Genomic DNA, 24,606 nt, shown 5'->3' with positions numbered 1-24,606 from the left:
GTGACGGCAGGCCACGGCGTTGATTCGATCGGCGCCGCAGGACGCGGCGCCGATCCGATCGTCGCCGTGGCCACCGCGGCGGGCCGCGGTGCGGTCGGCATCGTGCGCGTGTCGGGGCGCGGGCTCGGCGCGCTGGCACGCGCGATCTGCGCGCGCGATCTACAGCCGCGCCATGCGCACTACGGCGCCTTCCTCGACGCGCACGGCGCGCCGATCGACCATGGCCTTGCGCTCTTCTTCCCGGCGCCGCACAGCTACACCGGCGAAGACGTGCTCGAGTTGCAGGCGCACGGCGGGCCGGTGCTGCTGCAGCTGCTGCTCGCGCGCTGCCTCGAAGCGGCGCAGGAGCGCATCGACGGCGCCGAGCGGCTGCCGCGGCTGCGCCTGGCGCGCCCCGGCGAGTTCACCGAGCGCGCCTTTCTCAACGGCAAGCTCGACCTGGCGCAGGCCGAGGCGGTCGCCGACCTGATCGACGCCAGCACCGAAGCCGCGGCGCGCTCGGCCGGGCGCGCGCTCGCCGGCGCGTTCTCGCACGAAGTGACGCGGCTGCACGACGAACTGGTGGGCCTGCGCGTGCTCGTCGAGGCGACGCTCGACTTCCCCGAGGAGGAGATCGATTTCCTCGAACGCGCCGACGCCGCCGGCCGCCTCGCGCGCGTCGACGCCGCGCTCGATGCGACGCTCGCGCGCGCGAAGCAGGGCGCGCTGTTGCGCGAGGGCCTGAAGATCGTGCTCGCCGGCCAGCCGAACGTCGGCAAGAGCTCGCTGCTCAATGCGCTGGCCGGCGCCGAGCTGGCGATCGTCACGCCGATCCCCGGCACCACGCGCGACCGCATCGCCCAGAGCCTGCAGATCGACGGCGTGCCGCTGCACGTGATCGACACCGCCGGCCTGCGCGCCGACACGCAGGCCGGCGACGACGTCGAGCGCGAAGGCATCGCGCGCAGCTGGGCCGCGATCGCCGAGAGTGACGCGGTGCTGTTCGTGCACGACCTGTCGCGCGTGGGCGAGCCCGGCTACGACGCCGCCGAGCGCGCGATCGCCGCGAGCTTGCCCGCGGGTGCGGCGGTGATCGACGTGTTCAACAAGCTCGACCTGGGCCGCGGTGCCGGGCCCGCGGCCGAGGCGCTGCGCATCAGCGCGAAGGACGGCCGCGGCCTCGACGCGCTGCGCCGGCGCCTGCTGGAGCAGGCCGGCTGGCAGCCCGGCGCCGAGGACGTCTTCGTCGCCCGCGGCCGCCACCTCGAAGCGCTGCGCCGCAGCGCGGCGCACATCGCGTCGGCGCGCGCGATGCTCGCTGGGGGCCAGGTGCCGCTCGAGTTGCTCGCCGAAGACCTGCGCGCCGCGCACGACGCGCTCGGCGCGATCACCGGCCGCGTCGCGCCCGACGATCTGCTCGGCCTGATCTTCGGGCGCTTCTGCATCGGCAAGTGAGGGCCACGCGCTGCCGCAGGCGGTGACGCGCATCACGTGCGAGCGGCGCCGGTGGCGCCGACCTCCGGGCTCAAGGGGTCGAGGGCTGCTGCCGATAATGGGTCGGCCCTTCGTTCGTCCCGCCGCCGCCGGCCCCTCGCGCACCGAGAGCAACACCATGACCCACGACGAACTCCAGCAGGTGATCCTGTCGCTGAACGCCGAAGACGCTTTCCGGCCGCGGCTCGACGTCGCGCAGTGGCGCACCTTCCTGCAGTTCCTCACGCGCCACGAGGTGCGCGCGAACGACCTGCTGCTCAAGCAGGGCGAGATGGACCGCACCGTCTACTTCCTCGGCCAGGGCAGCCTGCAGGTCTACGCGACCGGCGGCCCGCCGGGCAGCAACAAGATCGCGATCCTGCGCCCCGGCGCGATGTGCGGCGAGCTCGGCCTGTTCGCCGACGGCGAGCGCACCGCCTCGGTCGAGGCGATGACGCCCAGCGTGGTGTGGGCGCTGCGGCTGCCGCGCTTCGAGGAGCTCTGTCAACGCGTGCCGATGATCGCCCTCGAGGTCTTGCGCGCCGCCGGCACGGTGATGGCGCAGCGCATGCGCGCCAACATGCAGCGCCAGATCCCGATGACTTGAGCGGCGCCGCCGCGCGTCGCCTTCAGTGGCCCTCGAAGCTCACGAGGGTGAACAGCTCCAGCCCCGCGGCGCGCAGCAGCGGCGCGCCGCCGAGTTCGGGCAGCTCGACGATCGCCGCGCCCTCGATCACCCGCGCGCCCAGCTTCTCCAGCAGCCGCTTGCCGGCGAGCATCGTGCCGCCGGTGGCGATCAGGTCGTCGATCAGCAGCACCGCGTCGCCGGGCTTCACCGCGTCGGTGTGAATCTCGACGGTCGCCGAGCCGTACTCGAGCTCGTAGCTTTCCTCGACCGTGCTGAAGGGCAGCTTGCCTTTCTTGCGGATCGGCACGAAGCCGAGGTTCAGCTCGTAGGCGAGCACCGAGCCGATGATGAAGCCGCGCGCGTCGATGCCGGCGACGACGTCGGGGCGCGCATCGAAGTAGCGGTGCACGAACTGGTCGATCAGCACGCGGAACATCTTCGGGTTCGCGAGCAGCGGCGTGATGTCGCGGAACTGCACGCCTGGCGCGGGCCAGTCGGGCACGGTGCGGATGGCGTTTCGGATCAGCTGGCGTTCGTCCATCGCGGCGTCCTCGTGCGGCAGCGCTCAGGGCGGCGGCAGTCGCGCGACGACCCGCGGCGCACCGTCGGGCCCGGCGCGCAGCAGCAGGCCTTCGGCCGAAGCCGTGCTCTCGCCGACCAGCTGGCCGAGCGTCGATTGATGGCTGACCCAGACCTCGAAGCGGCCGGGCGCGACCGCCGCCAGGGCGCGCCGCATCGCCTCGACCTGCGCCGCGGCGTTCGAGCGGTCCTGCTGCGTCGAGGCGAGCGCGTCCCAGGCTTCGATCTCGAGACGCGCCGGCGTGTCCGCGCCGAAGGCCAGCTCGGCGGTGTCGACGCATCGGCACCACGGGCTGGCACGCACCCGCGCCGGCGCCAGCCGCTGCTCGCGGAACCGCGCGCCGAGCCGGCGCGCCTGCTCGCGGCCTTCCTCGCTGAGGTTGCGCTGCGTCGCGCACTCGCCGAGCCGGAAGCCCGGCGGATCGAAGGTGCCGGGCGCCTGCGCGTGGCGAAAGGCGGCCACCACCGAGCCGCGGCGCAGCGCCTCGACGACGGGGCGAGGCAGCGCGGCGGCGCGCGCCGCACCCGGCAGGCCGAGCGCCAGCCATGAGGCGGTGAGGGCCAGCGTGCCGCCGAGCCAGCTTCGCCGCGTGGTCGTCGCGTGATCGGACATCGGGAACTCCTGTGTCGGAAGGCAAGTGCGCAGTTCGGTGGGCGAGTGTCGTCCTGCGGCGTCGGCTGTGTCGGTCAGCCCTTCAACAGCCAGGCTTCGGCGCGCGCGAGCGCATCCGGCTTGCCGGTCAGCACCAGCGTGTCGCCGGCGACGAGCAGCGCATCGTTGTTGGCCGCGGCCACCGTGCCGGCGTGGCCGCCGGCACGCCGCACGCCGGCCACCTCGACATCGAGCTTCTTCAGGCCGTGCCGGTCGAGCGGCCGGCCGAGGCAGGCACTGCTTTCGGCCAGCGTGACGCTTTGCAGGCGCACCTGGTGCTGCTCTTCGACGGTGTCGTCGTCCGCGCCGTGGAACCAGCCGCGCAGCAGGCCGTAGCGCGCGTCGCGCTGGTCCTGCACGATGCGGATCACGCGGCGCACCGGCACCCCGACCAGCGCGAGCACATGGCTCGCCATCATCAGCGAGCCTTCGATGGCTTCCGGCACGACCTCGGTCGCGCCGGCGGCCTGCAGCGCTTCGAGGTCGGTGTCGTCGAGCGTGCGCACGATCACCGGCACGGTGGGCGCGTGCTCGCGCACGAGGCTGAGGATGCGCAGCGCCGACGGGGTGTCCTGGTAGCTGACGACCACCGCGGTGGCGCGCGCCAGGCCCGCGGCCATCAGGCTCTGCAGCCGCGCCGCGTCGCCGAAGACGACGCTCTGGCCGGCCGCGGCGGCCTGGCGCACGCGGTCGGGGTCGAGGTCGAGCGCCATGTACGGGATGCGCTCCTGGTCGAGCATGCGCGCGAGGTTCTGGCCGCTGCGACCGTAGCCGCAGATGATCACGTGCGCCTCGGCATGGATCGCGCGCTTGGCGATGGTGGTCAGCGCGACCGACTGCATCAGCCAGTCGCTCGCCGCGAGCTTCATCACGATGCGGTTGCTCGCCATCACGATGAACGGCGTGGCCAGCATCGAGATCACCATCGATGCGAGCACCGGCTGCGCCAGCCGCGCCGGCAGCAGGCCGTTGTCGGAAGCGAGCGTGAGCAGCACGAAGCCGAACTCGCCCGCCTGCGCAAGGTAGAGCCCGGTGCGCAGCGCGACGCCCGCGCTCGCGCCGAAGACCCGCGCGAGCGCGGTGACCAGGCCGAACTTGAACAGCACCGGCAGCAGCGACAGCACCGCCACCAGCGCCCATTGCTCGACGACGGCACGCAGGTCGAGCTTCATGCCGATCGTGATGAAGAACAGCCCGAGCAGCACGTCGTGGAAGGGCCGGATGTCGGTCTCGACCTGGTGCTTGAACTCGGTCTCGGCGATCAGCATGCCGGCGACGAAGGCGCCGAGCGCGAGCGACAGGCCGGCGTGCTCGGTCATCCACGCAAGGCCCAGCGTGACGAGCAGCAGGTTCAGCACGAACAGCTCCTCGCTCTTCCCGCGGGCGACGAAGGTGAGCCACCGTCGCATCACCCACTGGCCGCCGACCAGCAGCAGCGTCAGCAGCGCCGCCGCCTTCAGCGCCGCGAGGCCGAGCACGCGGGTCATGCCGTCTGCATCGAGATCGGCATTGCGGCCGAGCGCGGGGATCAGCACCAGCAGCGGCACGACGGCGAGGTCCTGGAACAGCAGCACGCCCATCACCCGGCGGCCGTGCTCGCTTTCCAGCTCGAGCCGCTCGGCCATCAGCTTGACAACGATCGCGGTGCTGCTCATCGCGAGCGCGGCGCCGAGCGCGATCGCGTTCTCCCAGCCGAGCCCCCAGCCGCGGCCCGCGAGCGCCAGTCCCCAGGCGAGCAGCGCGTTGCCGCCGACCGCCGCAAGGATGGTCAGCGACACCTGCGACAGCCCGAGCCCGAACACCAGCGTGCGCATGCTGCGCAGCTTCGGCAGGTTGAACTCGAGCCCGATGACGAACATCAGGAACACGACGCCGAACTCGGCGAGGTACTCGACGCCGCCCGCGTCGCCCGAAAGCCCCAGCGCGTTCGGCCCGATGAGCACGCCGGCGGCCAGGTAGCCGAGCATCGGCGGCAGCTTGAGCTGGCGGCACGCCGCGACGCTCGCGACCGCGGCGACGAGGTAGAGCAGGGCGAGGTCGAGCGACGTGGCCATTGAGCGGCGACAAGGGTTGCGGGGTGGCGCGGCAGGGTGGTCGGCGCGAGCCCCGTGCCTAGAATCGTTCGATGCTAACGATGCCTTCTTCGCGCGCCACCGGAGTCGACGCGGCCCGCAGCGTCGAGCTCGGCGCGCAGGCGCTGGCGATCGAAGCGAAGGCGCTGGCCGCGCTCGAGGCACGTGTCGCCGGGCCGATGGCCGAGGCCTTCGCGCTGGCGATCGAACGCATCCTCGCGTGTCGCGGCCGCGTCGTCGTCATGGGCATGGGCAAGAGCGGCCACGTCGGCCGCAAGATCGCCGCGACGCTGGCCTCCACCGGCACGCCGGCGATGTTCGTGCACCCGGCCGAGGCGAGCCACGGCGACCTTGGCATGGTCACGCGCGACGATGTGCTGCTCGCGCTGTCGAACTCCGGCGAGGTCGATGAACTTGCCGTGCTGCTGCCGGCCTTGAAGCGCCTGGGCGTGAAGCTGATCGCGATCACCGGCCGTGCGCACAGCACGCTCGCCCAGCACGCCGACGTGGTGCTCGACAGCAGCGTCGAACAGGAAGCCTGCCCGCTGAACCTCGCGCCGACCGCGAGCACCACCGCGCAGATGGCGCTGGGCGACGCGCTGGCGGTCGCGCTGCTCGACGCGCGCGGTTTCCGCGAGGACGACTTCGCGCGCTCCCACCCGGGCGGCGCGCTCGGCCGCAAGCTGCTGACGCACGTGCGCGACGTGATGCGAAGCGGCGACGCGGTGCCGCGCGTGCTGGCGGCCACCAGCCTCGTCGAGGCGATGCGCGAGATCAGCGCGAAGGGCATCGGCTGCACCGCGATCGTCGATGAACTGGCCGCGGGGCGCGGCCGGCCGCTGGGCATCTTCACCGACGGCGACCTGCGCCGGCTCATCGAGCGCGGCGGCGACCTGCGCACGCTCGACGCCGGCGCGGCGATGCATCCGAGCCCGCGCACGGTGCGCGCCGATGCGCTGGCGGTCGAGGCGGCCGACCTGATGGAGACCGCGAAGATCACCAGCGTGCTGGTCGTCGATGGCGAGGGCCGGCTGGTCGGCGCGGTCACCTCGAACGACCTGCTGCGGGCGAAGGTCATCTGATGCGCGATGCGGCCGCACCGCGCGAGCTGCGGCCCGCGCTGAACTTCCCGGCCGCGCTGCTGCTGAAGGCGCAGGGGCCGGCGCTGGGCATGAAGGCGGCGATCTTCGACGTCGACGGCGTGCTCACCGACGGGCGGCTGTTCATCAGCGCCGAAGGCGAGACGCTGAAGGTTTTCCACGCGCTGGACGGCCACGGGCTCAAGCTGCTGAAGCACGGCGGCATCGAGCCGATCGTGATCACCGGCCGCGATTCGCCCGCGGTGCGAAGGCGGCTTGCCGACCTGGGCCTCGCGCATGCGGCCTTCGGCGTGCAGGACAAGCTCGCCGCGGCCGAGAGCGTGCTCGCGAAGCTCGGCGCCGGCTGGGACGAGGTGGCGGCGATCGGCGACGACTGGCCCGACCTGCCCCTGCTGCTGCGCGCCGGCTTCACCGCCGCGCCGGCGAATGCGCACGCGGAGGTGAAGGCGAACGTCGACCATGTCAGCACGTTGATGGGGGGCGCGGGCGCGGCACGCGAGTTCTGCGATCTGCTGTTGGTGGCGGCCGGCCGCTATGCCGCGCTGCTGCAGGCCGAGCGACGCACGCTCGACGGCACGCCGTGAACGAGCGCGTCGCCGCGGCGCCCGAGGCGCCGTTCGAGGAACTGACCGCGCTCGCGCCCGACCTGCGCCGGCCGCGTCGCCGCGCGCAGGGCCCGTGGACCGCGCGTGCCTGGGAAGCGCTGCTCAATTACCTGCCGGTGGTGCTGATGGCCTTGCTTGCCGGCCTGAGCTGGTGGCTGGTGAAGAACACGCCGGTGCCCGGCGACGGCGACGCCAAGCGCGTGCCGCGCCACGAGCCCGACTACACGATGGAGCGCTTCTCGATCGTCGACTATGCGCCGAACGGCGAGGTGCGCTCCCGGCTCGAAGGCGACGTGCTGCACCACTACCCCGACAACGACACGATCGAGATCGAAGGCCTGCGGCTGCGCATGGTGGACGAGTCGGGCCGCGTGACCACCGGCCGCTCGGACCGCGCGCAGAGCAACGGCGACGCGACCCAGATCCGCATGACCGGCAAGGCCCGCATCGTGCGCGAGCCGGCGCCGAGGGAGGCCGACGGCGAGCGGCTGGAGATCCGCGGCGAGTTCCTCGAGCTGCTGACCGAAAGCGAGCGGGTGCGCTCGCACCTGCCGGTCACGTTGATCACGCCGCGCGGCGAATTGCGCGCCGGCTCGCTCGACTACGGCCACCTCGACCGTGCCGGGCAGCTCGGCGGCCGCGTGCGCGGCGAGCTGCGCCCCGAGCCGGCGCCGGCGGACGACGCGCCACGATGAGCGCCGACGCGCCGCTGGTCTTCATCACCGGCGCGTCGAGCGGCATCGGCCAGGCGCTGGCCGCGCGCTTCGCGCAGGCGGGGTGGCGGCTCGCGCTGGTCGCGCGGCGCGGCGACGAGACCGAGGCCTGGTGCCGTGCGCAGGGCTGGGCCGGTGATCGCTGGGCGGTCTATGCGGCCGACGTGCGCGACGTCGCGGGGATCACCGCGGCAGGCCGCGCCTGCATCGACCGGCAAGGGCTGCCCGAGGTGGTGATCGGCAACGCCGGCATCAGCGTCGGCGTCGATACGGCGGAGTTCGACGACCTCGACGTGATCCGCGCGACCTTCGAGACGAACAACCTCGGCCTCGCCGCGAGCTTCCAGCCTTTCGTCGCGCCGATGCGCGCGCGAAGGTCGGGCACGCTGGTGGGCGTCGCCAGCGTCGCGGCGATTCGCGGGCTGCCCGGCCACGGTGCGTACTGCGCGAGCAAGGCCGGCGTCGTCGCCTATTGCGAGAGCCTGCGCGGCGAATGCCGGCCGTTCGGCATCAAGGTGGTGACGCTGGTGCCCGGGTACGTGGCGACGCCGCTGACCGCGGGCAACAGCTACGGCATGCCCTTCCTGATGAGCCCCCGAGCCTTCGCCGATCGCGCCTTCGCGGCGATCGGCGCGGGCGCGAGCTACCGGGTGATCCCGTGGCCGATGGCGATCGTCGCGAAACTGCTGCGGCTGTTGCCGAATGCGCTGCTCGATCGAGTGCTGGCCGGCCGCGGGCGCAAGAAGCGGCGCGGCGAGTGAGGCGGCGCGCAGGGCGCGTGGGCCGCGCATGAAAAAAGCGGCGGGCTCACGCGCCGCCGCTTCTTCGACCGGGCAACCGGATCAGTAGCCGCTGTTGCCGCCACCGCCACGGCCGCCGTAGCCGCCACCACCGCTGCGACCACCTCCGCCACCACCGTAGCCACCACCGCCGCTGCGGCCACCACCGCCGCCGTAGCCGCCGCCACCACCACCGTAGCCGCCGCCACCGCCGCCATAACCGCCGCCGCCGCTGGAGCCGCCGCCGCCGTAGCCGCCGCTGCCACCGCCGCCGCCGCCGCCGCGGTACCCGCCGCCGCCACCGCCGCCGCCGTAGGGGCCGCGGAAGCCGCCCGGGCGCTCCTCACGAGGACGCGCCTCGTTGACGACGATCGCGCGGCCGGCCATCGACTGGCCGTTCATGCCCTGGATCGCCGCTTGCGCTTCGGCGTCCGAGCCCATCTCGACAAAGCCGAAGCCCTTGGAACGGCCGGTGTCGCGGTCCATCATGACCTTGGCCGAGGTCACGGTGCCGAACTCGCTGAAAGACTGCAGCAGTTCGTCGTCTCGTACGCTGTAGGCCAGATTGCCCACGTACAGCTTGTTGCCCATGGCGAAGCGCCTCTCTTCCTCAAAAAACGGTACCGAGGTACCCCGAAGTCTGTTGTGGAGCCTCGACCCACCGGAAACCGATCCGAAAGAAGGCACCGCAGCCAAGCACGAAAACCCATTATGGGTGAAGCATGCTTTTGGGTGAATCAGGCAACCCCGTCTGTTGTATCGGAGCTTAGGGATGCCGGGCAGTGCTGCAAACCCCGCGCCGCCGCGCATCGCAAGCCTGGTGCCCAGCGTGACGGAGCTGCTCTGCGAGCTGGGCCTGGCGCGGTGCCTGGTGGCGCGCACCGGCTTCTGCGTCCATCCGGCCGAGCTGCTCAAGGCGGTGCCCAAGGTCGGCGGCACCAAGGACGTCAACCTCGCCAAGCTGCGCCGGCTGGCGCCGACGCACGTGCTGCTCAACATCGACGAGAACCGCGCCGAGACCGCCGAGGCGCTGCGCGAGTTCGTGCCGGCGCTGATCGTCACGCATCCCTGCGGACCGGCCGACAATCTCGAGCTGGTCGATCGCTTCACCGCGGTTTTCGCGGCCGAGCCGGGCGTCGCCGAGCGGGCGAACCGGCTGCGCGGGTCGCTGCGCGAGGAGCTCGGGCGCACCGCCGCCAGCCGCTTCAAGCCGCAGCGCGTGCTCTACTTAATCTGGCGCAAGCCGTGGATGACCGTGGCGCGCGACACCTACATCGCGAAGATGCTGGCAGGTGTTGGCTGGCAGACCTGGCCGGCGGCCCTGGGCGGTGCGAGCGGCGCGGCGCGCTACCCGGTCGTCGAGCCCGGGGCGCGGTGGCTCGCGGACATCGACCGCGTGCTGCTGAGCAGCGAGCCCTGCCGCTTCGATGCCGAAGACGAACGTGCGGCACAGGCGCTGTGCCCGCAGGCCCGCGTGCAGCGGGTCGACGGCGAGCTGCTGAGCTGGTACGGCCCACGCGCGGTCGCGGGTTTGCGCTATGCGCGTGCGCTGGCCGGCGGCAAGCCGGAGGACGAAGCCAGAATCGCCGCATGGACTTCAAGCCGCTGATCGCGCTGCTGGCGATCGTCAACCCGATCGGCGCGATCCCCTTCTTCATCAGCTTCACCACCGGCTTCAACCGGGCGCAGCGCCAGCGCACGATCCGCGTCAGCGCCTTCTCGGCGTTCATGGTGATCGCCGTCAGCGCGCTGGCTGGGCTGCAGATCATCGAGTTCTTCGGCATCAGCATCGCGTCGTTCCAGGTCGGCGGCGGAACCCTGTTGTTGATCAGCTCGCTGCAGATGCTCAACGCCAAGCCGGCCGACACCAGCGCCGAAGACGTGCGCGAAGGCAACGACAAGGTCGATGCCGGCGACAGCATCGCGGTGGTGCCGCTGACGATCCCGCTGCTGACCGGCCCGGCAACCATCTCGACGATGGTGATCTACGCCGAGCGCAGCCGCGGCTGGATGCAGCTCGGCGCGCTGGTGCTCTACGGCGTGGTGATCGGGCTGGCGGTCTACCTCGCCTTCCTCGCGTCGGCAAAGATCGCCAAGGTGCTCGGCCGCACCGGCATCAACGTGATGACGCGGCTGATGGGCCTGATCCTCGCGGCGATGGCGGTCGAGATCATGGCCGAGGGGCTGATCAAGCTGTTCCCGGTGCTCGCGAGCCACCTTGCGCGATGACGGCGGATCGATGAGCGACGGCCCCGTTTTCGACCACGTGATCATCGGCGCCGGCACGGCCGGCTGCCTGCTCGCCAACCGGCTCAGCGCCGATCCTTCGAAGCGCGTGCTGCTGATTGAAGCGGGCCGGCGCGATGACTACCACTGGATCCACGTGCCGGTCGGCTACCTGTACTGCATCGGCAACCCCCGCACCGACTGGCTCTACCGCACCGAGCCCGAACCGGGCCTCAACGGCCGCAGCCTGCGCTACCCGCGCGGCAAGGTGCTCGGCGGCTCGTCGAGCATCAACGGGATGATCTACATGCGCGGCCAGTCGCGCGACTACGAGCACTGGGCCGAGGTGACCGGCGACGACGCCTGGCGCTGGCAGCACTGCCTGCCGTTCTTCAAGCGGCACGAGGACCACCACGCCGCCGACGCGGACGCCGACTTCGCCGAGTTCCACGGCACCGGCGGCGAATGGCGCATCGAAAGACAGCGGCTGCGCTGGGACGTGCTCGACGCCTTCGCGCTCGCGGCGCAGCAGGCCGGCATCCCGCCCACGCGCGACTTCAACCGCGGCAACAACGAGGGCGTCGGCTACTTCGAGGTCAACCAGCGCGCCGGCTTCCGCTGGAACGCCGCGCGCGCCTTCCTGCGCCCGACCTGCTACGGCCGGCCGAACTTCGAGCTGTGGACCGGCGCGCAGGTCACGCGCCTCGTGATCGAACGCAGCGACGACGGCCGCCTGCGCTGCAGCGGCTGCGAGGTGATCACGCCGAACGGCATCACCCGCGTGCACAGCCGCGGCGAGCTGCTGCTCTCGGCCGGCGCGATCGGCTCGCCGCAGATCCTGCAGCTGTCGGGGCTCGGCCCCGGCGAGCTGCTGCACCGCCACGGCATCGGCCTGTGGCACGAGCTGCCCGGCGTCGGCGAGAACCTGCAGGACCACCTCCAGATCCGCGCGGTGTTCGGCGTGCGCGGCGTCAGGACGCTGAACACGCTCGCGTCGTCCTGGCACGGCAAGGCGCGCATCGGCCTCGAGTACCTGCTCAGGCGCAGCGGGCCGATGAGCATGGCGCCGTCGCAGCTGGGCGCGTTCACCAAGTCCTCGCCCGACCGGCTGTGGCCCGACCTCGAATACCACGTGCAGCCGCTGAGCCTGGAGGCCTTCGGCGAGCCGCTGCACCCCTTCGACGCCTTCACCGCGAGCGTGTGCAACCTGAACCCGACGAGCCGCGGCACGGTGCACATCACCAGCCCCCGCTGCGAGGATGCGCCGGCGATCGCGCCGCGCTACCTCAGCACCGACAGCGACCGCCACATCGCCGCCCAGAGCCTGCGCCTGACGCGCCGCATCGTCGCCCAGCCCGCGCTCGCGAAGTACCAGCCGCAGGAGCTGAAGCCAGGCATCGAGCACGAGTCCGACGCGCAGCTGGCACGGCTCGCGGGCGAGATCGGCACGACCATCTTCCATCCGGTCGGCACCTGCCGCATGGGGCGCGTCGACGATGACGAGGCGGTGGTCGATTCGCGCCTGCGGGTGCGCGGTCCGGGGGGCGTGGTCGGAGGCCTGCGCGTCGTCGATGCCAGCGTGATGCCGACCATCACCAGCGGCAACACCAACAGCCCGACGCTGATGCTCGCCGAGCAGGCCGCCGCCTGGATCTGCACCGAGCACGGGCACCGGCCGGCGCGCGGCTGAAGCGCGCTGTCGCCGAGGTGTCGGCGGCGCACCACGACGCTGCGGTAAACCCCGATGCTGTGCGGGATACGCCTGCCTACATTCAGCCCACTCGCGATGGGCTCGACCCATCAGGCGGGGGACCGAGGAGACAAGCGAAGAGAAGACGAAGAAGCCGCAGCCGGCCTGGACAACCGCCGCGGTCACAAGAAATCAAGGCAGGGGCCGACCCGCCCCAAGCCACCAGGAGCGCCGGTACCCCCGGCGCTCTTGCATTTCAGGGTCTCGTTTCGATGACTTCGGTCTTGGCGTACGGCAGCGAGTGGTGGTTCGCCGCGGCGGCATCGCTGTTCGCCGGCATGGTCGATGCAATCGTCGGTGGCGGCGGCCTCATCCTCGTGCCGGCGCTGTTCAGCCTCTATCCGCAGGTGCCGCCGGCGACGCTGTTCGGCACCAACAAGGCTGCGGCCGTCTGGGGCACGGCGTGGGCCGCGCAGCGCTATGCGCGGCATGTCGAGCTGCCCTGGCGCAGCCTGTTCGTCGCCGCCGCAGCGGCGGGGCTCGGCAGCTTCGCCGGCGCCTGGGGCGTGACGCAGGTGCCGGCCGACGGCCTGCGCCGCGTGTTGCCCTTCGTGCTGGCCGGCCTGCTGGTCTACACGCTGGCGAAGAAGGACCTCGGGCGCGAGCACGCACCGCGCCACCGTGGCCGCCGCGAGATGCTCTGGGCCAGCGCGATCGGCGGCGCGATCGGCTTCTACGACGGCTTCTTCGGCCCCGGCACAGGCAGCTTCTTCGTCTTCCTGTTCGTGCGCGTGCTCGGCTACGACTTCCTGCACGCGAGCGCCAGTGCGAAGCTCCTCAACACCGCGACCAACCTGACCGCGCTCGGCGCCTTCGCGCTCACCGGCCACGTCGCCTGGCCGCTGGCCTTGCTGATGGCGCTGGCCAACGTCGCCGGCAGCCTGCTGGGCACGCACCTCGCGCTGCGGCACGGCGCCGGCTTCGTGCGCCGTGCGTTCATCGCGGTCGTCGCCGCCTTGATCGCGAAGACGGCCTACGACGCCTTCCTGCGGTGAAGCGGCGCCACCAGAATCGCTGCGCATGAAGTCGCCCGCGTCGTCGGCGTTGGTCCTCGCGCTGCTCATGGGCAGCGGCGGCGCGCGTGCCGCCGACGAAACACTCGAGCCCTGCCGCATCGCCGGCCTGAAGCACGAGGTGCTGTGCGGCAGTGTCGATCGCGCGCTCGACCCGGCCCGGCCCGAGGGTGCGCGCATCGCGGTGCATTACGCCGTGGTGCCGGCACCGGCGCGCGGCAAGCGGGGCGATCCGATCTTCTTCTTCGCCGGTGGCCCCGGGCAGAGCGCGATCGCGCTGGCGCCGACGTTCGCGGCCACCGTCGCGCGGCTCGCGTACCGGCGCGATCTCGTGTTCGTCGATCAGCGCGGCACCGGCCGCTCCGCGCCGCTGGCCTGCGCCGAGGACGATCGCGCCGCCGAGGCGCGCCGCCCGATCGCCGAGCGCATCGATGTGGCGCGCGGCATCGCGCGGCTGGCCGCCTGCATGCAGGGCCTGCAGAAGCTGCCGCACGGCGACCTCCGGCACTACACGACGACGATCGCGATGGCCGACGTCGAGGCGGTGCGCGCCGCGCTCGGCGCCGAGCGCATCAACCTCGTCGGCGGCTCCTACGGCACGCGGGCCGTGCTCGAGTACCTGCGCCAGCAGCCGCAACGGGTGCGGCGTGCGGTGATCGACGGCGTGGCCCCGCCCGACATGGCATTGGCCGAGAACCTCGGCCTCGACACCGCCGCCGCGCTGCAGGCGCTGATCGACGGCTGCGGGCGTGACGCCGCCTGCGCGCGCCGGCATCCGCGGCTCGCCGCGCACTGGGCCGCGCTGATGAAGGCGCCGAGCAGCCCGGCGCAGGTGCTCGACCCGGCCAGCGGCCGCCTGACGACGGTGGCGTTCACGCCGGAGCTCGTCGCCGCGATGGTGCGCGGGCCGCTCTACGCGCCGGCGCTGGCCGCGGCGCTGCCGTTCGCGATCGATGAAGCCGCGGCCGGGCGCTGGCAGCCGCTCGCCGGGCTTGCGACGGCCGCCGGCGGCGGCGCGCGCGCGACGCGCATCGCCGAAGGCATGCACTTCTCGGTGATCTGCGCCGAAGATGCCGCAGCGAGCGGCGGCGAGCCGCCGCCGCGGCCGGCGCTCGCGGGCGTCGAGACGCTGCTCGCCGCCTATGCGCGGCCGTATCGCGAGCTGTGCGCGAGCTGGCCGCGCGGGGCGGTGCCGGCCGAGTTCCGCCGCATCGCGCCGAGCCCGGCGCCGGTGCTCTTGCTGAGCGGCGGCCTCGATCCGGTGACGCCGCCGCGGCACGGCCAGCGCGTGGCCGAGGCGCTCGGCCCGCAAGCGCGGCATGCGGTCGCCCCCAACGCCGGCCATGGCCTGCTCAACAGCGGCTGCGGCGGCGATCTGCTGCACGGCTTCGTCGAGGCGGAGACCGACGCGCAGGCGCTGTCGGTCGATGCCCGCTGCCTTGCGCGGCTGCCGCGCCCGCCGGCCTATGTGCCGCCGGGGCTCGACGCCGGCGACGCGCTGACGCGGCCGGCCGGAGCGCGGCCGTGATCGTCGCCGAGTCGCTGCAGAAGAGCTTCACCGCGGCACCGGCGGGCAAGGCCGTGTTCGCCTGGCGCCGGCGCAAGTCCGTGCGCGTGGTGGCGGTCGATGCGGTGAGCTTCCGTGCGGCCGACGGCTGCATCACCGGGCTGCTCGGGCCGAACGGCGCCGGCAAGACGACGAGCCTGCGGATGGTGGCCGGGCTGATTCGCCCCGACGGCGGGCGCGTCGAGGTCGATGGCCTGGACGTCGCGCGCGCGCCGCGCGCCGCGCTCGCGCGCCTGGGCGTGCTGAGCGACGCCCGCGGGCTCTACCCGCGGCTCACCGCGCGCGAGAACGTCGCCTACTACGCGGCCTTGCAGGGCATGCCGGCCGAGGCGGCGCAGGCGCGCATCGAGACGTTGGCGGGCCTGCTGGAAATGAAGCCGCTGCTCGATCGCCGCACCGAAGGCTTCAGCCAGGGCGAGCGGGTCAAGACCGCGCTCGCACGCGCGCTGGTGCACGACCCGGCCAACATCGTGCTCGACGAGCCGACCAACGGCCTCGACGTGCTGTCGACCCGCGCGCTGCGCGAGGTGCTGCGCCACCTCAGCCGGCCCGAGGGCGGCGGCAAGTGCATCGTGCTGTCGAGCCATGTGATGCAGGAGGTGGAGCGGCTGTGCGACGACGTGGTGATCGTCGCGAAGGGTCGCACCGTCGCGCGAGGCAGCGTCGGCGCACTGTGCGAACGCGCCGGCGCGGCCGACTTCGAGGACGCCTTCGTGCGTCTGGCCTTCGCCGACGCCGCGCAGGAAGCGGAGCCCGCATGAGGCGAACGCTGCGCGACGCGTTCGTCGTGGTGAAGAAGGAGCTGCTCGACGCGCTGCGTGACCGACGCACGCTGATGGTCGTGCTGCTCAGCGCGGTCGCGATGGGGCCGGTGCTGCTGGCGGCGCTGTCGGGGATCGTCGCGGCGATCGAGGAGCGCGCCGAGCAGCGGGTCGTCCATGCGAGCGGCATCGAGCACGCGCCGACGCTGGCCAACTACATCGAGCGGCAGGGGTTTCGCATCGAGCCGGTGGCGCCTGCGGCCGGTGCCGCGCGGCGGGCGATGCCTGCGCTGCTGATCGTCGAGCCGGGCTTCGAGGAACAGCTGGCGCGCGGCGAGCCGGCCGAAGTCACGGTGCAGAGCGACGGCGGGCAGCGCGACAGCGGGCCCGATGGCGCGCGGCTGCTGCGGCTGCTCGAGGGCTTCGACCGCGAGCGCGCGGCCTTGCTGCTCGCGGTGCGCGGCGTGCCGCCGGCGGCGCTGCGCAGCCTGGACGTGCAGCAGCGCGATCTCGCGGGCACCGGCGCGCGCGGCGCGCAATTCACCGGGATGGTGCCGTTCTTCGTGATCATGGCGGTGGTCTACGGCGCGCTCGGCGCCGCCCTCGACACGACAGCCGGCGAACGCGAGCGCGGCTCGCTCGAGCCGCTGCTGTCGAACCCCGTCGGGCCGGTCGCGCTGGTGCTCGGCAAGTGGGCCGCGGTCGCAGCAGTGGGGCTTGCGATCGCGGTGCTGAGTGCCGCGAGCTTCCTGCCGGCGCAGGGGCTGATCCGCAGCGAGGCGCTGCGCGCGCTGTTCCAGTTCGGGCCGCGCGAGGCGGTTGCCTTCGTGCTGGTCCTGGTGCCGCTGGCGGCCACCGTGGCGGCGCTGCTGATGGCGGTGGCGATCCGCTGCAAGAGCTTCAAGGAAGCGCAGGCAGCGAGCACCGGCGTGATCCTGGCGGTGTCGTTGCTGCCGCTGATCGCGGTGTTCGATCAAGGCGGCGGCAAGCCGTGGTTCGCCTGGGTGCCGGCCCTCGGCCAGCACAGCCTGATGAACCAGGTGCTGCGCGGCGAGGGCCTGTCGGTGGCGGGCATCGCCGCGAGCGTGCTCGTCGCTGCGGTGCTGGTGGCCGCTGGTTTGGGCTACGTCGCCTTGCGGCTGCGGCAGGCGGCGGTGCGTTGACGGCGTCTCGGTCGGCGCGTCAATTCGGCGTGCCGCCGAGGGGCATCGAGATGCCGATGCTGCTCGGTGTCGCGCCGGTGCGCGAGTTGCGCTCGGCGGCGACGAGCGCGCCCGACTGACGTTCGAGTTCGAGCATGCGCCAGATCTCCGCCTGCCATGGCAGGCTGCGCACGAAGCGGTTCAGGTGCGGCGCGGCTTCGTGGGCCGTCAGCACCTCGCCTTCGCTGCCGATCAGGCGCAGGTTGCTCGTCATCATCATCGGGTCGGCGATCGCGACAATGCCCTCGGCGACCTCGATCCAATCCCAGGAAATCCCCGCCGCGGCGTCGCCGGCGCGACCGCCCCAGACCGTCTGACCCATGCTGGGCCATTCGGGACTGAGCCGACTCGACACATGCGTGCCAAGGTGGACGAAGTGCAGCGGCAGATCACGCCCGGGCTGCCACAATGCAGTGGGCCAGGCGCCGACGGTCCAGGCGGGGGTCATGATCGATGGCAGGGGGGGATTTCCCTGGAAGTGATGGCTGCCGGCAGTGTCCTGAGTTCATGCGCCGGTGACATCTGTAAACCCTTTCAGGGGCTCGCTTGTCGGTGAGTTAGCTCACGAAGCGTGAGGTCGGGAAAGGTCTAGCGGGCGATGCTGCAAGGCAGCTATCAGTCAGTGCTCGAAGCGCAAAGTCGCGACGACTTTCGTCGTGAGGTAGTGCGCTTTACGAAGCAGCTCGGCTTCGACACGGTTTCAGCTGTCACTGTGGTGGACCATCCTGTGGGCGACACGGAGTTCGTGGCCGTCGACAACGCCCCCGCGGCCTACAGCGAGATGATCGACGACACGGAGTCTTGGAAGCTCGATCCCGTGTTGCAGCACTGCAAACGACAAAGCGTGCCGATCATTTGGGACCAGAGCACATACGTGACCGCAGGTCAGGGCTCGAAATGGGAAGGGCAAGCGCGCTTTGGCTTTCGCACTGGCATCTGCTTAGCGCTTCACATGCCCGAAGGTCGGCATTTCATGATCGGTGTCGATCGCGATCAGGCTCTCCCAAAGGATCGCGGCGAGGTAACGCGCATGGTGGCCGACCTCCAGCTTTTCGCCGTTCATGCCCAAGACACCGCGATGCGCGTTTTGGTCCCCGAGAGCTTGCGCTTGGAGCGGCCAAAGCTGAGCCCTCGCGAACTTGACAGCCTCAAGTGGACGATGGACGGCAAGACCGCTTGGGAGGTCGGCTCCATCATGGGAATCTCGGAGCGGACGGCAGTGCTTCACATCAACACCGCGATGCACAAGCTCGGTTGTCAAAACAAGCACCAAGCGGTGCTCAAGGCACTGCGGCTTGGAATCCTCCGCTAGGCAACCATCGGTAGCGAGCGTGACGGGAGGAAATCACGCCCACCCTGTAAGAGTTTCCAGTACCCCATAAACGTGGGGGGTGCTTCAATTTGGTCAGCACGCCGAGGGGTCGGCGTAACACCAGACTGGAGCACACGATGGAAACCATTCGCCTGATCGCTTGCGATGTCGAAACGACGCACACCGCCGAAGACCAAGCAGCCGTTGCCCAGCCGCAGCCGATTGCCTTGGAAGACCTCGAATTCGTTGCTGGTGCGGCTACCAGAGCTCCTGGTAACGGCTGGTAAGTTTCCGGATAGGCGCATCGCCAAGCCCTGCGCGGCCTGGCTGATTCGCGTGTCTGTTACGGCGGACCTGCCCCCTGGCAGGTCCGCCGTCGCGCTTTTGGCCGCTTCGCACCGCACGTCGCGCTGACCCCATGGCCGACCTGTTCCGGCCTGAAGCCGTCGAAGCGCAGCGCCAGGTCTGGCTTGGCGAGATCGCGTTGATGCGGCCGGTATCGCTGTCGGTCTGCGTGGCGCTCGTGTTGTTCGCGGTGGTCGGGCTGAGCATCCTGCTGGTGTTCGCTCACTACGAACGCAAGGCTCGTGTCGCCGGCGTGTTGGTGCCCGATCAGGGCGTGATCCGCCTGCTGCCGCAAGAGCGCGGCACGCTGGCCGAACGGCGCGTCGTCGAAGGGCAGGCCGTGCGCCGTGGCGACACGCTGTTCGTGCTCGCAATCGACCGCGTCACTGCCGGCGGTGAATCGCAGGCTGCGGTGCGGGAAAGTCTCGACGCCCAGTCGCGCAGCCTGCGCGAGGCCCTGCGGCGCGAAGCCGAGCTCGCCGCGACGCAGATTCGTGCGATCGACCGCCAGCTCGCCGACCGCCGCGCCGAGCTTGCCCAGCTCGACGGCGAAGTGCGCCTGCAGCGCGAGCGCCTGCAGCTCGCCCGCGAGACGCTCGCCCGGTGGCAGTCGCTGCAGGCCGAATCCTTCGTGTCGGCCGCGCAGGTGCAGTCCCGCGCCGAGGAGGAGCTCGCGGTGCGCACCGCGGTGCAGGCGCTCGAACGCCAGCGCGCCGGGCAGCTCCGCGAGATCGGCAGCCTGGAGGCGCAGCGCCGCGAGCTGCCGTTGAAGTCGCAGACGGCCGCCGGCGCGCTCGAACGCGACATGGCGAGCGTGGAGCGCGATGCCGCCGAAGCCGAGGCGCGCCAGCGCATCGTCGTGCGCGCGCCCAGCGACGGCGTGATGGGCGCGGTGCTGGTCGATCCGGGCCAGGCCGTCACCGCGACGACGACGCTGGCGACGCTGCTGCCGGCCGGCGCGCAGCTTCAGGCGCACCTGTATGCGCCGTCGAGCGCGCTCGGCTTCGTCCGGCCGGATCAGCCGGTGTCGCTGCGCTATCAAGCCTTCCCTTACCAGAAATTCGGCCACCAGACGGGCCATGTGCTGCAGGTCTCGCGCACGCCGCTGCAGCCGAGCGAGCTGGCGACCCTGCCGCTGGCCAACGTCGCGAACTACGCGACGGTCGGTACCGAGCCGATGTACCGGATCACCGTCGCGCTCGACCGGCAGACGATCGCCGCCTATGGCGAGCCGCAGCCGCTTGCCGCCGGCATGCAGCTCGATGCCGACGTGCGGCTCGACCGCCGCCGGCTCGTCGAATGGATGTTCGAGCCGCTGATCGGCCTCGGTGGGCGCCTCGCCAGCACGCGGGCGGCGCCGGGCTGACGCGCCGATGCTCGATGCGCTGAGATTCGGCGGCGGCCGCCGCACGCCGCTCGTGCTGCAGACCGAGGCGGCCGAGTGCGGCCTGGCCTGCCTCGCGATGATCGCCTCGCACCACGGCCATCGCAGCGATCTCGGCACGCTGCGGCAGCGTTTCTCGCTGTCTTCGAAGGGCGCGACGCTGGCCGACCTGGTGCGCATGGCCGGTGCGCTGCAGCTGAACGCGCGGCCGTTGCGCGCCGAGCCGGAGCATCTCGCCCGCATGGCGCTGCCCTGCCTGCTGCACTGGGACCTGAACCACTTCGTCGTGCTGGTGGCGGTCAGGCGCGGCAAGGCGGTGATCCACGACCCGGCGCGCGGCCTGCGCACCTTGTCGATGGCCGAACTCGGCCGTCACTTCACCGGCGTGGCGCTCGAGCTGCGCCCCGGCACCGGCTTTCGCGCGCACGACGAACGCCGCGCGCTGACCTTGCGCCAGCTGCTCGGCCCGGTGCACGGCCTGAAGCGCTCGCTCGGCCAGATCTTCGCGTTCGCGCTCGCTCTCGAAGCCTTCCAGCTGCTGGCGCCGTTCTTCCTGCAGTGGGTCGTCGACGGCGCACTGCTGTCGAACGACCGCGACCTGCTGGTCACGCTGGCGCTGGGCTTCGGCCTGCTGGTGCTGATCACGGTGGCGACCGGCGCGCTGCGTTCCTGGGCGGTGCTCTATCTCTCGAGCACGCTGAGCCTGCAGTGGCTCGCCAATGTCTTCGCGCACCTGATGCAGCTGCCGGTCGCGTGGTTCGAGAAGCGGCACGCGGGCGACGTGATGTCGCGCTTCGGCGCGATCCAGAAGATCCAGCAGACGCTGACCACCAGCTTCATCGAAGCGGTGCTCGACGGCCTGCTGGTCGTGGTGACGCTGGCGATGATGGCGCTATACAGCCTGCTGCTCGCCGCGATCGCGCTCGGGGCGGTGGCGATCTACGCGCTGCTGCGCTGGGCCTGGTTCGCGCCGCAGCGCGAGGCGACGGAAGAGTTCATCGTCCACGAGGCCAAGCGCTCGACGCACTTCCTCGAATCGCTGCGCGGCGTGCAGGCGATCAAGCTCTACAACCGGCAGGACGAGCGGCGCGCGCGCTTCATGAACCTGGTCGTCGATGCGATGAACGCCGACGTCGCGGCGAAGAAGCTCGATCTCGGCTTCGCGTCGGTCAACAAGCTGGTGTTCGGGCTGGAGCGCATCGCGATCGTCGCGATCGGCGCGCTGCTGGTGATGCAGGGCAGCTTCACCGTCGGCATGCTGTTCGCGTTCCTCGCGTTCAAGGAGCAGTTCGCGCTGCGCGTCTCGGCGCTGATCGACAAGGCGGTCGAACTCAAGATGCTGCGGCTGCAAGGCGAGCGGCTCGCCGACATCGTGCTCACCGCCCCCGAGGCCACCGAGGCCCTGCCGCTCGCGCAGGAGCCTGTGGGGCGCATCGAGGTCGACGGTGTCGCCTTCCGCTACGCCGAGACCGAGCCCTGGGTGCTCAAGGACTGCGGGTTCACGATCGAGCCCGGCGAGTCGGTCGCGATCGTCGGCCCCTCCGGCTGTGGCAAGACGACGCTGGTGAAGCTGATCCTCGGCATCCACGCGCCGAACGCCGGCGAGATTCGCATCGGCGGCGTGCCGCTCGCGCAGCTGGGCCTCGCCAACTGGCGCCAGATGATCGGCACGGTGATGCAGGACGACCAGCTCTTCGCCGGCTCGATCGCCGACAACATCGGCTTCTTCGACACCGAGGCCGACCCGGCGCGGGTGGCCGAATGCGCGCGGCTGGCCTGCATCGCCGACGAGATCGACGCGATGCCGATGCGCTACCACACGCTGATCGGCGACCTCGGCGCGAGCCTGTCGGGCGGCCAGAAGCAGCGCATCCTGCTGGCGCGTGCGCTCTACAAGCGGCCGAAGATCCTGTTCCTCGACGAGGCGACCAGCGCGCTCGACGTCGATCGCGAACGCCTGGTGAACCAGGCGATCCGCGGACTGGAGATGACGCGGGTGATCGTCGCGCACCGGCCGGAAACCATCGCCTCGGCGCAGCGGGTCATCGTGCTGCAGGGCGGGCGCGTCGCGCAGGACCTGCGCAGCGTCGCGCACGCGGGCCAGCCGGGCTGAGGCCGCAGCAAAGCCGCACCGGCCCAGTGCGGCTTGGGGTTGTTGCCGGGGTGAAGCGCTGGCGGGCGCTAAGGTCCGGCCGTGAACCTCGACGCACCGACCGCCACCGCAGCCCCGACCGACTTCGCCCCGCCCGCGCCGCCGCTGCCACGCGAGGCGGCGCTTTTCCTCGACTTCGACGGCACGCTGGTGGCCATCGCGCCGCGGCCGGATGCGGTGGTGGTCGAGCCTTGGCTGCTCCCGACGCTCGAACGCCTTCGGCACGCGCTCGGCGGCGCGGTCGCGCTGGTCAGCGGGCGCCGGCTGGTGGAGCTCGATCGCTTCCTCGCGCCCCTGCAGCTGCCGGCTGCCGGCATCCACGGCATCGAATGGCGCGACGCGCTCGGCGCGCTGCACCGCCAGCCGCTCGAACTGCCGCGCACGGTGAAGCTGCGTGCGCAGCGCCTCGCGGGGCTCCACCCGGGGCTGCGGGTCGAGGACAAGCAGGCGGCGCTCGCACTGCATTGGCGCCAGGCGCCGCAGCTGGGCGGCCTGTGCCTGCGCTCGCTGAAGTCGGCGGTGCGGCCGTATCCCGACTGGATGGTGCTGCTCGGCAAGTGCGTGGCCGAGGTCAAGCCGGCCGGCATCGACAAGGCAAGCGCGCTGCGCGAACTCCGTGCCGGCGAACCGTTCGCGCGGCGCCTGCCGATCTTCGTCGGCGACGACGCGACCGACGAAGACGGCTTCGCGGCCGCGCAGGCGTGCGGTGGCTTCGGCGTCAAGGTCGGCGCGGGCGCGAGTTGCGCACGCTTCCGGCTCGACAACCCGCAGGCGGTACGGCGCTGGCTGGAGGACTCGCTGGCGGCGCTCGACGGCGCCGTCGCGGTCTCGCCCGCCGGATGAGGCCGCGGGCATGAGCGGCGAGCGCTTCGCCACGCCGAAAGCTCCCCTCGGCACCGCCGCGCGCGGCCTGAAGGCTGCGGCGGGGGGCGGCCGGCTGGTGGTGGTCTCGAACCGCCTGGCCGATCCGCGCAAGCCGGCCGCCGGCGGCCTTGCGGTCGCGGTCGGCGAGGCGCTGGCGACCAGCGGCGGCCTGTGGTTCGGCTGGAGCGGCAAGACCGCCGACGACGGCGCGCCCTCGGGCCATCTGCAGGTGCAGCACGCCGGCAAAGTGACGCTGGCGACGCTCGACCTGAGCCGCGACGATCTCGCCGCTTACTACGACGGCTATTCGAACCGCGTGCTCTGGCCGGTCTTCCACTACCGGCTCGACCTGGCGCAGTTCGACGACGGCCACTTCGAGGGCTACCAGCGCGTCAACCGGCTGTTCGCGCAGAAGCTGCTGCCTCTGCTGCGCGCCGACGACGTGATCTGGGTGCACGACTACCACCTGATCCCGCTGGCCGCCGAGCTGCGCGCGCTGGGCTGCGAGCAGCGCATCGGCTTCTTCCTGCACATCCCGCTGCCGCCGCCCCTGATCCTGGCCGCGATCCCGGCGCACGAATGGCTGATCCGTTCGCTGTTCGCCTACGACCTGGTCGGCCTGCAAAGCCAGGCCGACGTCGCGCACTTCACCCGCTACGTGCAGGACGAAGCCGGCGCCGAGGATCTGGGCCGCGACCACCTCCGCGCGTTCTCGCGGCAGGTTTGCGTGCGCGCCTTCCCGATCGGCATCGACGTCGAGGAGTTCTCCGCGCTCGCCGACACGGCCGAGTCGATCGACACCCGCGACACGCTGCGCGAGCAGTATGCGAAGCGGCAGCTGCTGGTGGGCGTCGATCGGCTCGACTACTCCAAGGGCATCCCGCAGCGGCTGCGCGCCTTCGGCCGGCTGCTCGCGAACTACCCCGAGAACCGCAACAGCGCGACGCTGATTCAAGTGGCGACGCCGACGCGCGAAGGCGTCGGCGCCTACGACGACATCCGCACCCAGCTCGAGCTGCTGGCCGGGCGCATCAACGGCGACTACGGCGAGCTCGACTGGATGCCGGTGCGCTACATCCACCGCACGCTCGCGCGCAAGCGGCTGCCGGGGCTCTACCGCGCCGGCCGCGTGGCGCTGGTGACGCCGCTGCGCGACGGCATGAACCTGGTCGCGAAGGAGTACGTGGCCGCGCAGGACCCGGCCGACCCGGGCGTGCTGGTGCTGTCGCGCTTCACCGGCGCGGCCGAGCAGCTGCGCGAGGCGCTGCTCGTGAACCCCTACGACACCGGCGGCACCGCCGAGATGATCCAGCGCGCGCTGCGCATGTCGCACCAGGAGCGCGTCGAACGCCATCGCGCCCTGATGCAGCGGGTGCGCGAGTTCGACGTGCACTGGTGGCGCAAGGCTTTCCTCACCGCGCTGGCCGAGGCGCAGCGCGCCGGCTGATCG

At 71.8% G+C, this 24,606-nt stretch carries 24 protein-coding genes; 19 read left to right on the top strand and 5 right to left on the bottom strand.

Going from position 1 to position 24,606, the window contains the following annotated elements; genetic code table 11:
* Entirely contained in the window at nucleotides 1-1,434 is a 1,434-nt protein-coding gene (mnmE, locus tag VFR90_RS10365) for a tRNA uridine-5-carboxymethylaminomethyl(34) synthesis GTPase MnmE (RefSeq protein WP_326406052.1), read from the top strand.
* Between the two features lie 157 nt (nucleotides 1,435-1,591).
* The gene (locus tag VFR90_RS10360; RefSeq protein WP_326406051.1) at nucleotides 1,592-2,059 is read left to right on the top strand and encodes a cyclic nucleotide-binding domain-containing protein; all 468 of its coding nucleotides are present in this window, start codon (nucleotides 1,592-1,594) and stop codon (nucleotides 2,057-2,059) included.
* 22 nt (nucleotides 2,060-2,081) lie between these two features.
* Here the strand turns inward: VFR90_RS10360 and VFR90_RS10355 are convergent, their stop codons facing one another.
* The 3 genes from VFR90_RS10355 to VFR90_RS10345 form a co-directional block, all read right to left on the bottom strand.
* Nucleotides 2,082-2,621, bottom strand: a complete 540-nt coding sequence (locus VFR90_RS10355) for an adenine phosphoribosyltransferase (protein WP_326406050.1) — start codon at nucleotides 2,619-2,621, stop codon at nucleotides 2,082-2,084.
* A 24-nt stretch (nucleotides 2,622-2,645) separates the two neighbouring features.
* Nucleotides 2,646-3,272: a histidine phosphatase family protein gene (locus VFR90_RS10350; protein WP_326406049.1), complete on the bottom strand. Its 627-nt coding sequence runs from the start codon at nucleotides 3,270-3,272 to the stop codon at nucleotides 2,646-2,648.
* Between the two features lie 74 nt (nucleotides 3,273-3,346).
* Nucleotides 3,347-5,365: a monovalent cation:proton antiporter family protein gene (locus VFR90_RS10345; protein WP_326406048.1), complete on the bottom strand. Its 2,019-nt coding sequence runs from the start codon at nucleotides 5,363-5,365 to the stop codon at nucleotides 3,347-3,349.
* A gap of 71 nt (nucleotides 5,366-5,436) precedes the next feature.
* On the opposite strand from VFR90_RS10345, the gene VFR90_RS10340 reads away from it, so the two are divergent.
* From VFR90_RS10340 to VFR90_RS10325, 4 genes are read left to right on the top strand one after another with little or no spacing between them, the layout of a single operon-like run.
* Complete coding sequence (locus tag VFR90_RS10340) at nucleotides 5,437-6,465, top strand: KpsF/GutQ family sugar-phosphate isomerase (protein WP_414676522.1); 1,029 nt, start codon at nucleotides 5,437-5,439, stop codon at nucleotides 6,463-6,465.
* The gene (locus VFR90_RS10335; RefSeq protein ID WP_326406046.1) at nucleotides 6,465-7,067 is read left to right on the top strand and encodes a KdsC family phosphatase; all 603 of its coding nucleotides are present in this window, start codon (nucleotides 6,465-6,467) and stop codon (nucleotides 7,065-7,067) included. Before VFR90_RS10340 ends, VFR90_RS10335 begins: the two co-directional genes overlap by 1 nt.
* Entirely contained in the window at nucleotides 7,064-7,783 is a 720-nt protein-coding gene (gene lptC, locus VFR90_RS10330) for an LPS export ABC transporter periplasmic protein LptC (protein ID WP_326406045.1), read from the top strand. The genes VFR90_RS10335 and lptC overlap by 4 nt, the downstream gene beginning before the upstream one ends.
* Nucleotides 7,780-8,562 (top strand): SDR family oxidoreductase, encoded by a 783-nt coding sequence (locus tag VFR90_RS10325; RefSeq protein ID WP_326406044.1) that lies wholly within the window; start codon nucleotides 7,780-7,782, stop codon nucleotides 8,560-8,562. Before lptC ends, VFR90_RS10325 begins: the two co-directional genes overlap by 4 nt.
* 81 nt (nucleotides 8,563-8,643) lie before the next feature.
* Here the strand turns inward: VFR90_RS10325 and rbp are convergent, their stop codons facing one another.
* Nucleotides 8,644-9,171, bottom strand: coding sequence for an RNA-binding regulator (rbp, locus tag VFR90_RS10320; RefSeq protein ID WP_326406043.1), 528 nt, complete (start codon nucleotides 9,169-9,171; stop codon nucleotides 8,644-8,646).
* A gap of 181 nt (nucleotides 9,172-9,352) precedes the next feature.
* Here rbp and VFR90_RS10315 point away from each other — a divergent pair, with 181 nt between their 5' ends.
* The 7 genes from VFR90_RS10315 to VFR90_RS10285 all read left to right on the top strand — a co-directional run bounded on the left by VFR90_RS10315 (nucleotide 9,353) and on the right by VFR90_RS10285 (nucleotide 17,060).
* A complete protein-coding gene (locus VFR90_RS10315) occupies nucleotides 9,353-10,189 on the top strand; it encodes a helical backbone metal receptor (protein WP_326406042.1) in 837 nt (278 codons plus the stop codon).
* Nucleotides 10,171-10,809 carry a MarC family protein gene (locus VFR90_RS10310; protein WP_326406041.1) on the top strand — a complete coding sequence of 213 codons (639 nt, stop codon included), beginning with the start codon at nucleotides 10,171-10,173 and terminating at the stop codon, nucleotides 10,807-10,809. The genes VFR90_RS10315 and VFR90_RS10310 overlap by 19 nt, the downstream gene beginning before the upstream one ends.
* 10 nt (nucleotides 10,810-10,819) lie before the next feature.
* Nucleotides 10,820-12,496: a GMC family oxidoreductase gene (locus tag VFR90_RS10305; RefSeq protein WP_326406040.1), complete on the top strand. Its 1,677-nt coding sequence runs from the start codon at nucleotides 10,820-10,822 to the stop codon at nucleotides 12,494-12,496.
* A 272-nt stretch (nucleotides 12,497-12,768) separates the two neighbouring features.
* A complete protein-coding gene (locus VFR90_RS10300) occupies nucleotides 12,769-13,551 on the top strand; it encodes a sulfite exporter TauE/SafE family protein (protein ID WP_326406039.1) in 783 nt (260 codons plus the stop codon).
* A gap of 25 nt (nucleotides 13,552-13,576) precedes the next feature.
* Nucleotides 13,577-15,097 carry an alpha/beta hydrolase gene (locus VFR90_RS10295; protein WP_326406038.1) on the top strand — a complete coding sequence of 507 codons (1,521 nt, stop codon included), beginning with the start codon at nucleotides 13,577-13,579 and terminating at the stop codon, nucleotides 15,095-15,097.
* Nucleotides 15,094-15,897 carry an ABC transporter ATP-binding protein gene (locus VFR90_RS10290; RefSeq protein ID WP_326406037.1) on the top strand — a complete coding sequence of 268 codons (804 nt, stop codon included), beginning with the start codon at nucleotides 15,094-15,096 and terminating at the stop codon, nucleotides 15,895-15,897. The genes VFR90_RS10295 and VFR90_RS10290 overlap by 4 nt, the downstream gene beginning before the upstream one ends.
* The gene (locus tag VFR90_RS10285) at nucleotides 15,894-17,060 is read left to right on the top strand and encodes an ABC transporter permease (RefSeq protein WP_326406036.1); all 1,167 of its coding nucleotides are present in this window, start codon (nucleotides 15,894-15,896) and stop codon (nucleotides 17,058-17,060) included. The genes VFR90_RS10290 and VFR90_RS10285 overlap by 4 nt, the downstream gene beginning before the upstream one ends.
* A 19-nt stretch (nucleotides 17,061-17,079) precedes the next feature.
* Here the strand turns inward: VFR90_RS10285 and VFR90_RS10280 are convergent, their stop codons facing one another.
* The gene (locus VFR90_RS10280; protein WP_326406035.1) at nucleotides 17,080-17,547 is read right to left on the bottom strand and encodes a DUF4902 domain-containing protein; all 468 of its coding nucleotides are present in this window, start codon (nucleotides 17,545-17,547) and stop codon (nucleotides 17,080-17,082) included.
* A gap of 150 nt (nucleotides 17,548-17,697) precedes the next feature.
* On the opposite strand from VFR90_RS10280, the gene VFR90_RS10275 reads away from it, so the two are divergent.
* The 6 genes from VFR90_RS10275 (at nucleotide 17,698) to otsA (ending at nucleotide 24,603) form a co-directional block, all read left to right on the top strand.
* Nucleotides 17,698-18,411, top strand: coding sequence for an autoinducer binding domain-containing protein (locus VFR90_RS10275; RefSeq protein ID WP_326406034.1), 714 nt, complete (start codon nucleotides 17,698-17,700; stop codon nucleotides 18,409-18,411).
* A gap of 137 nt (nucleotides 18,412-18,548) precedes the next feature.
* Entirely contained in the window at nucleotides 18,549-18,698 is a 150-nt protein-coding gene (locus tag VFR90_RS10270) for a hypothetical protein (protein ID WP_326406033.1), read from the top strand.
* Between the two features lie 131 nt (nucleotides 18,699-18,829).
* On the top strand, nucleotides 18,830-20,122 hold the full coding sequence (locus VFR90_RS10265) for an HlyD family secretion protein (RefSeq protein ID WP_326406032.1): 1,293 nt from the start codon (nucleotides 18,830-18,832) through the stop codon (nucleotides 20,120-20,122).
* Nucleotides 20,123-20,129: 7 nt separating this feature from the next.
* Nucleotides 20,130-22,253, top strand: coding sequence for a peptidase domain-containing ABC transporter (locus VFR90_RS10260; RefSeq protein WP_326406031.1), 2,124 nt, complete (start codon nucleotides 20,130-20,132; stop codon nucleotides 22,251-22,253).
* Between the two features lie 81 nt (nucleotides 22,254-22,334).
* On the top strand, nucleotides 22,335-23,135 hold the full coding sequence (gene otsB, locus VFR90_RS10255) for a trehalose-phosphatase (protein WP_326406030.1): 801 nt from the start codon (nucleotides 22,335-22,337) through the stop codon (nucleotides 23,133-23,135).
* A gap of 10 nt (nucleotides 23,136-23,145) precedes the next feature.
* Entirely contained in the window at nucleotides 23,146-24,603 is a 1,458-nt protein-coding gene (gene otsA, locus VFR90_RS10250) for an alpha,alpha-trehalose-phosphate synthase (UDP-forming) (RefSeq protein ID WP_326406029.1), read from the top strand.
* Nucleotides 24,604-24,606: the final 3 nt, after the last annotated feature.

Source organism: Methylibium sp. (assembly GCF_035762065.1).
GTDB lineage: Bacteria > Pseudomonadota > Gammaproteobacteria > Burkholderiales > Burkholderiaceae_C > Methylibium.
The sequence above is the reverse complement of the archived record's forward strand: the minus strand, read 5'-3'. Positions and strand labels throughout refer to the sequence as shown.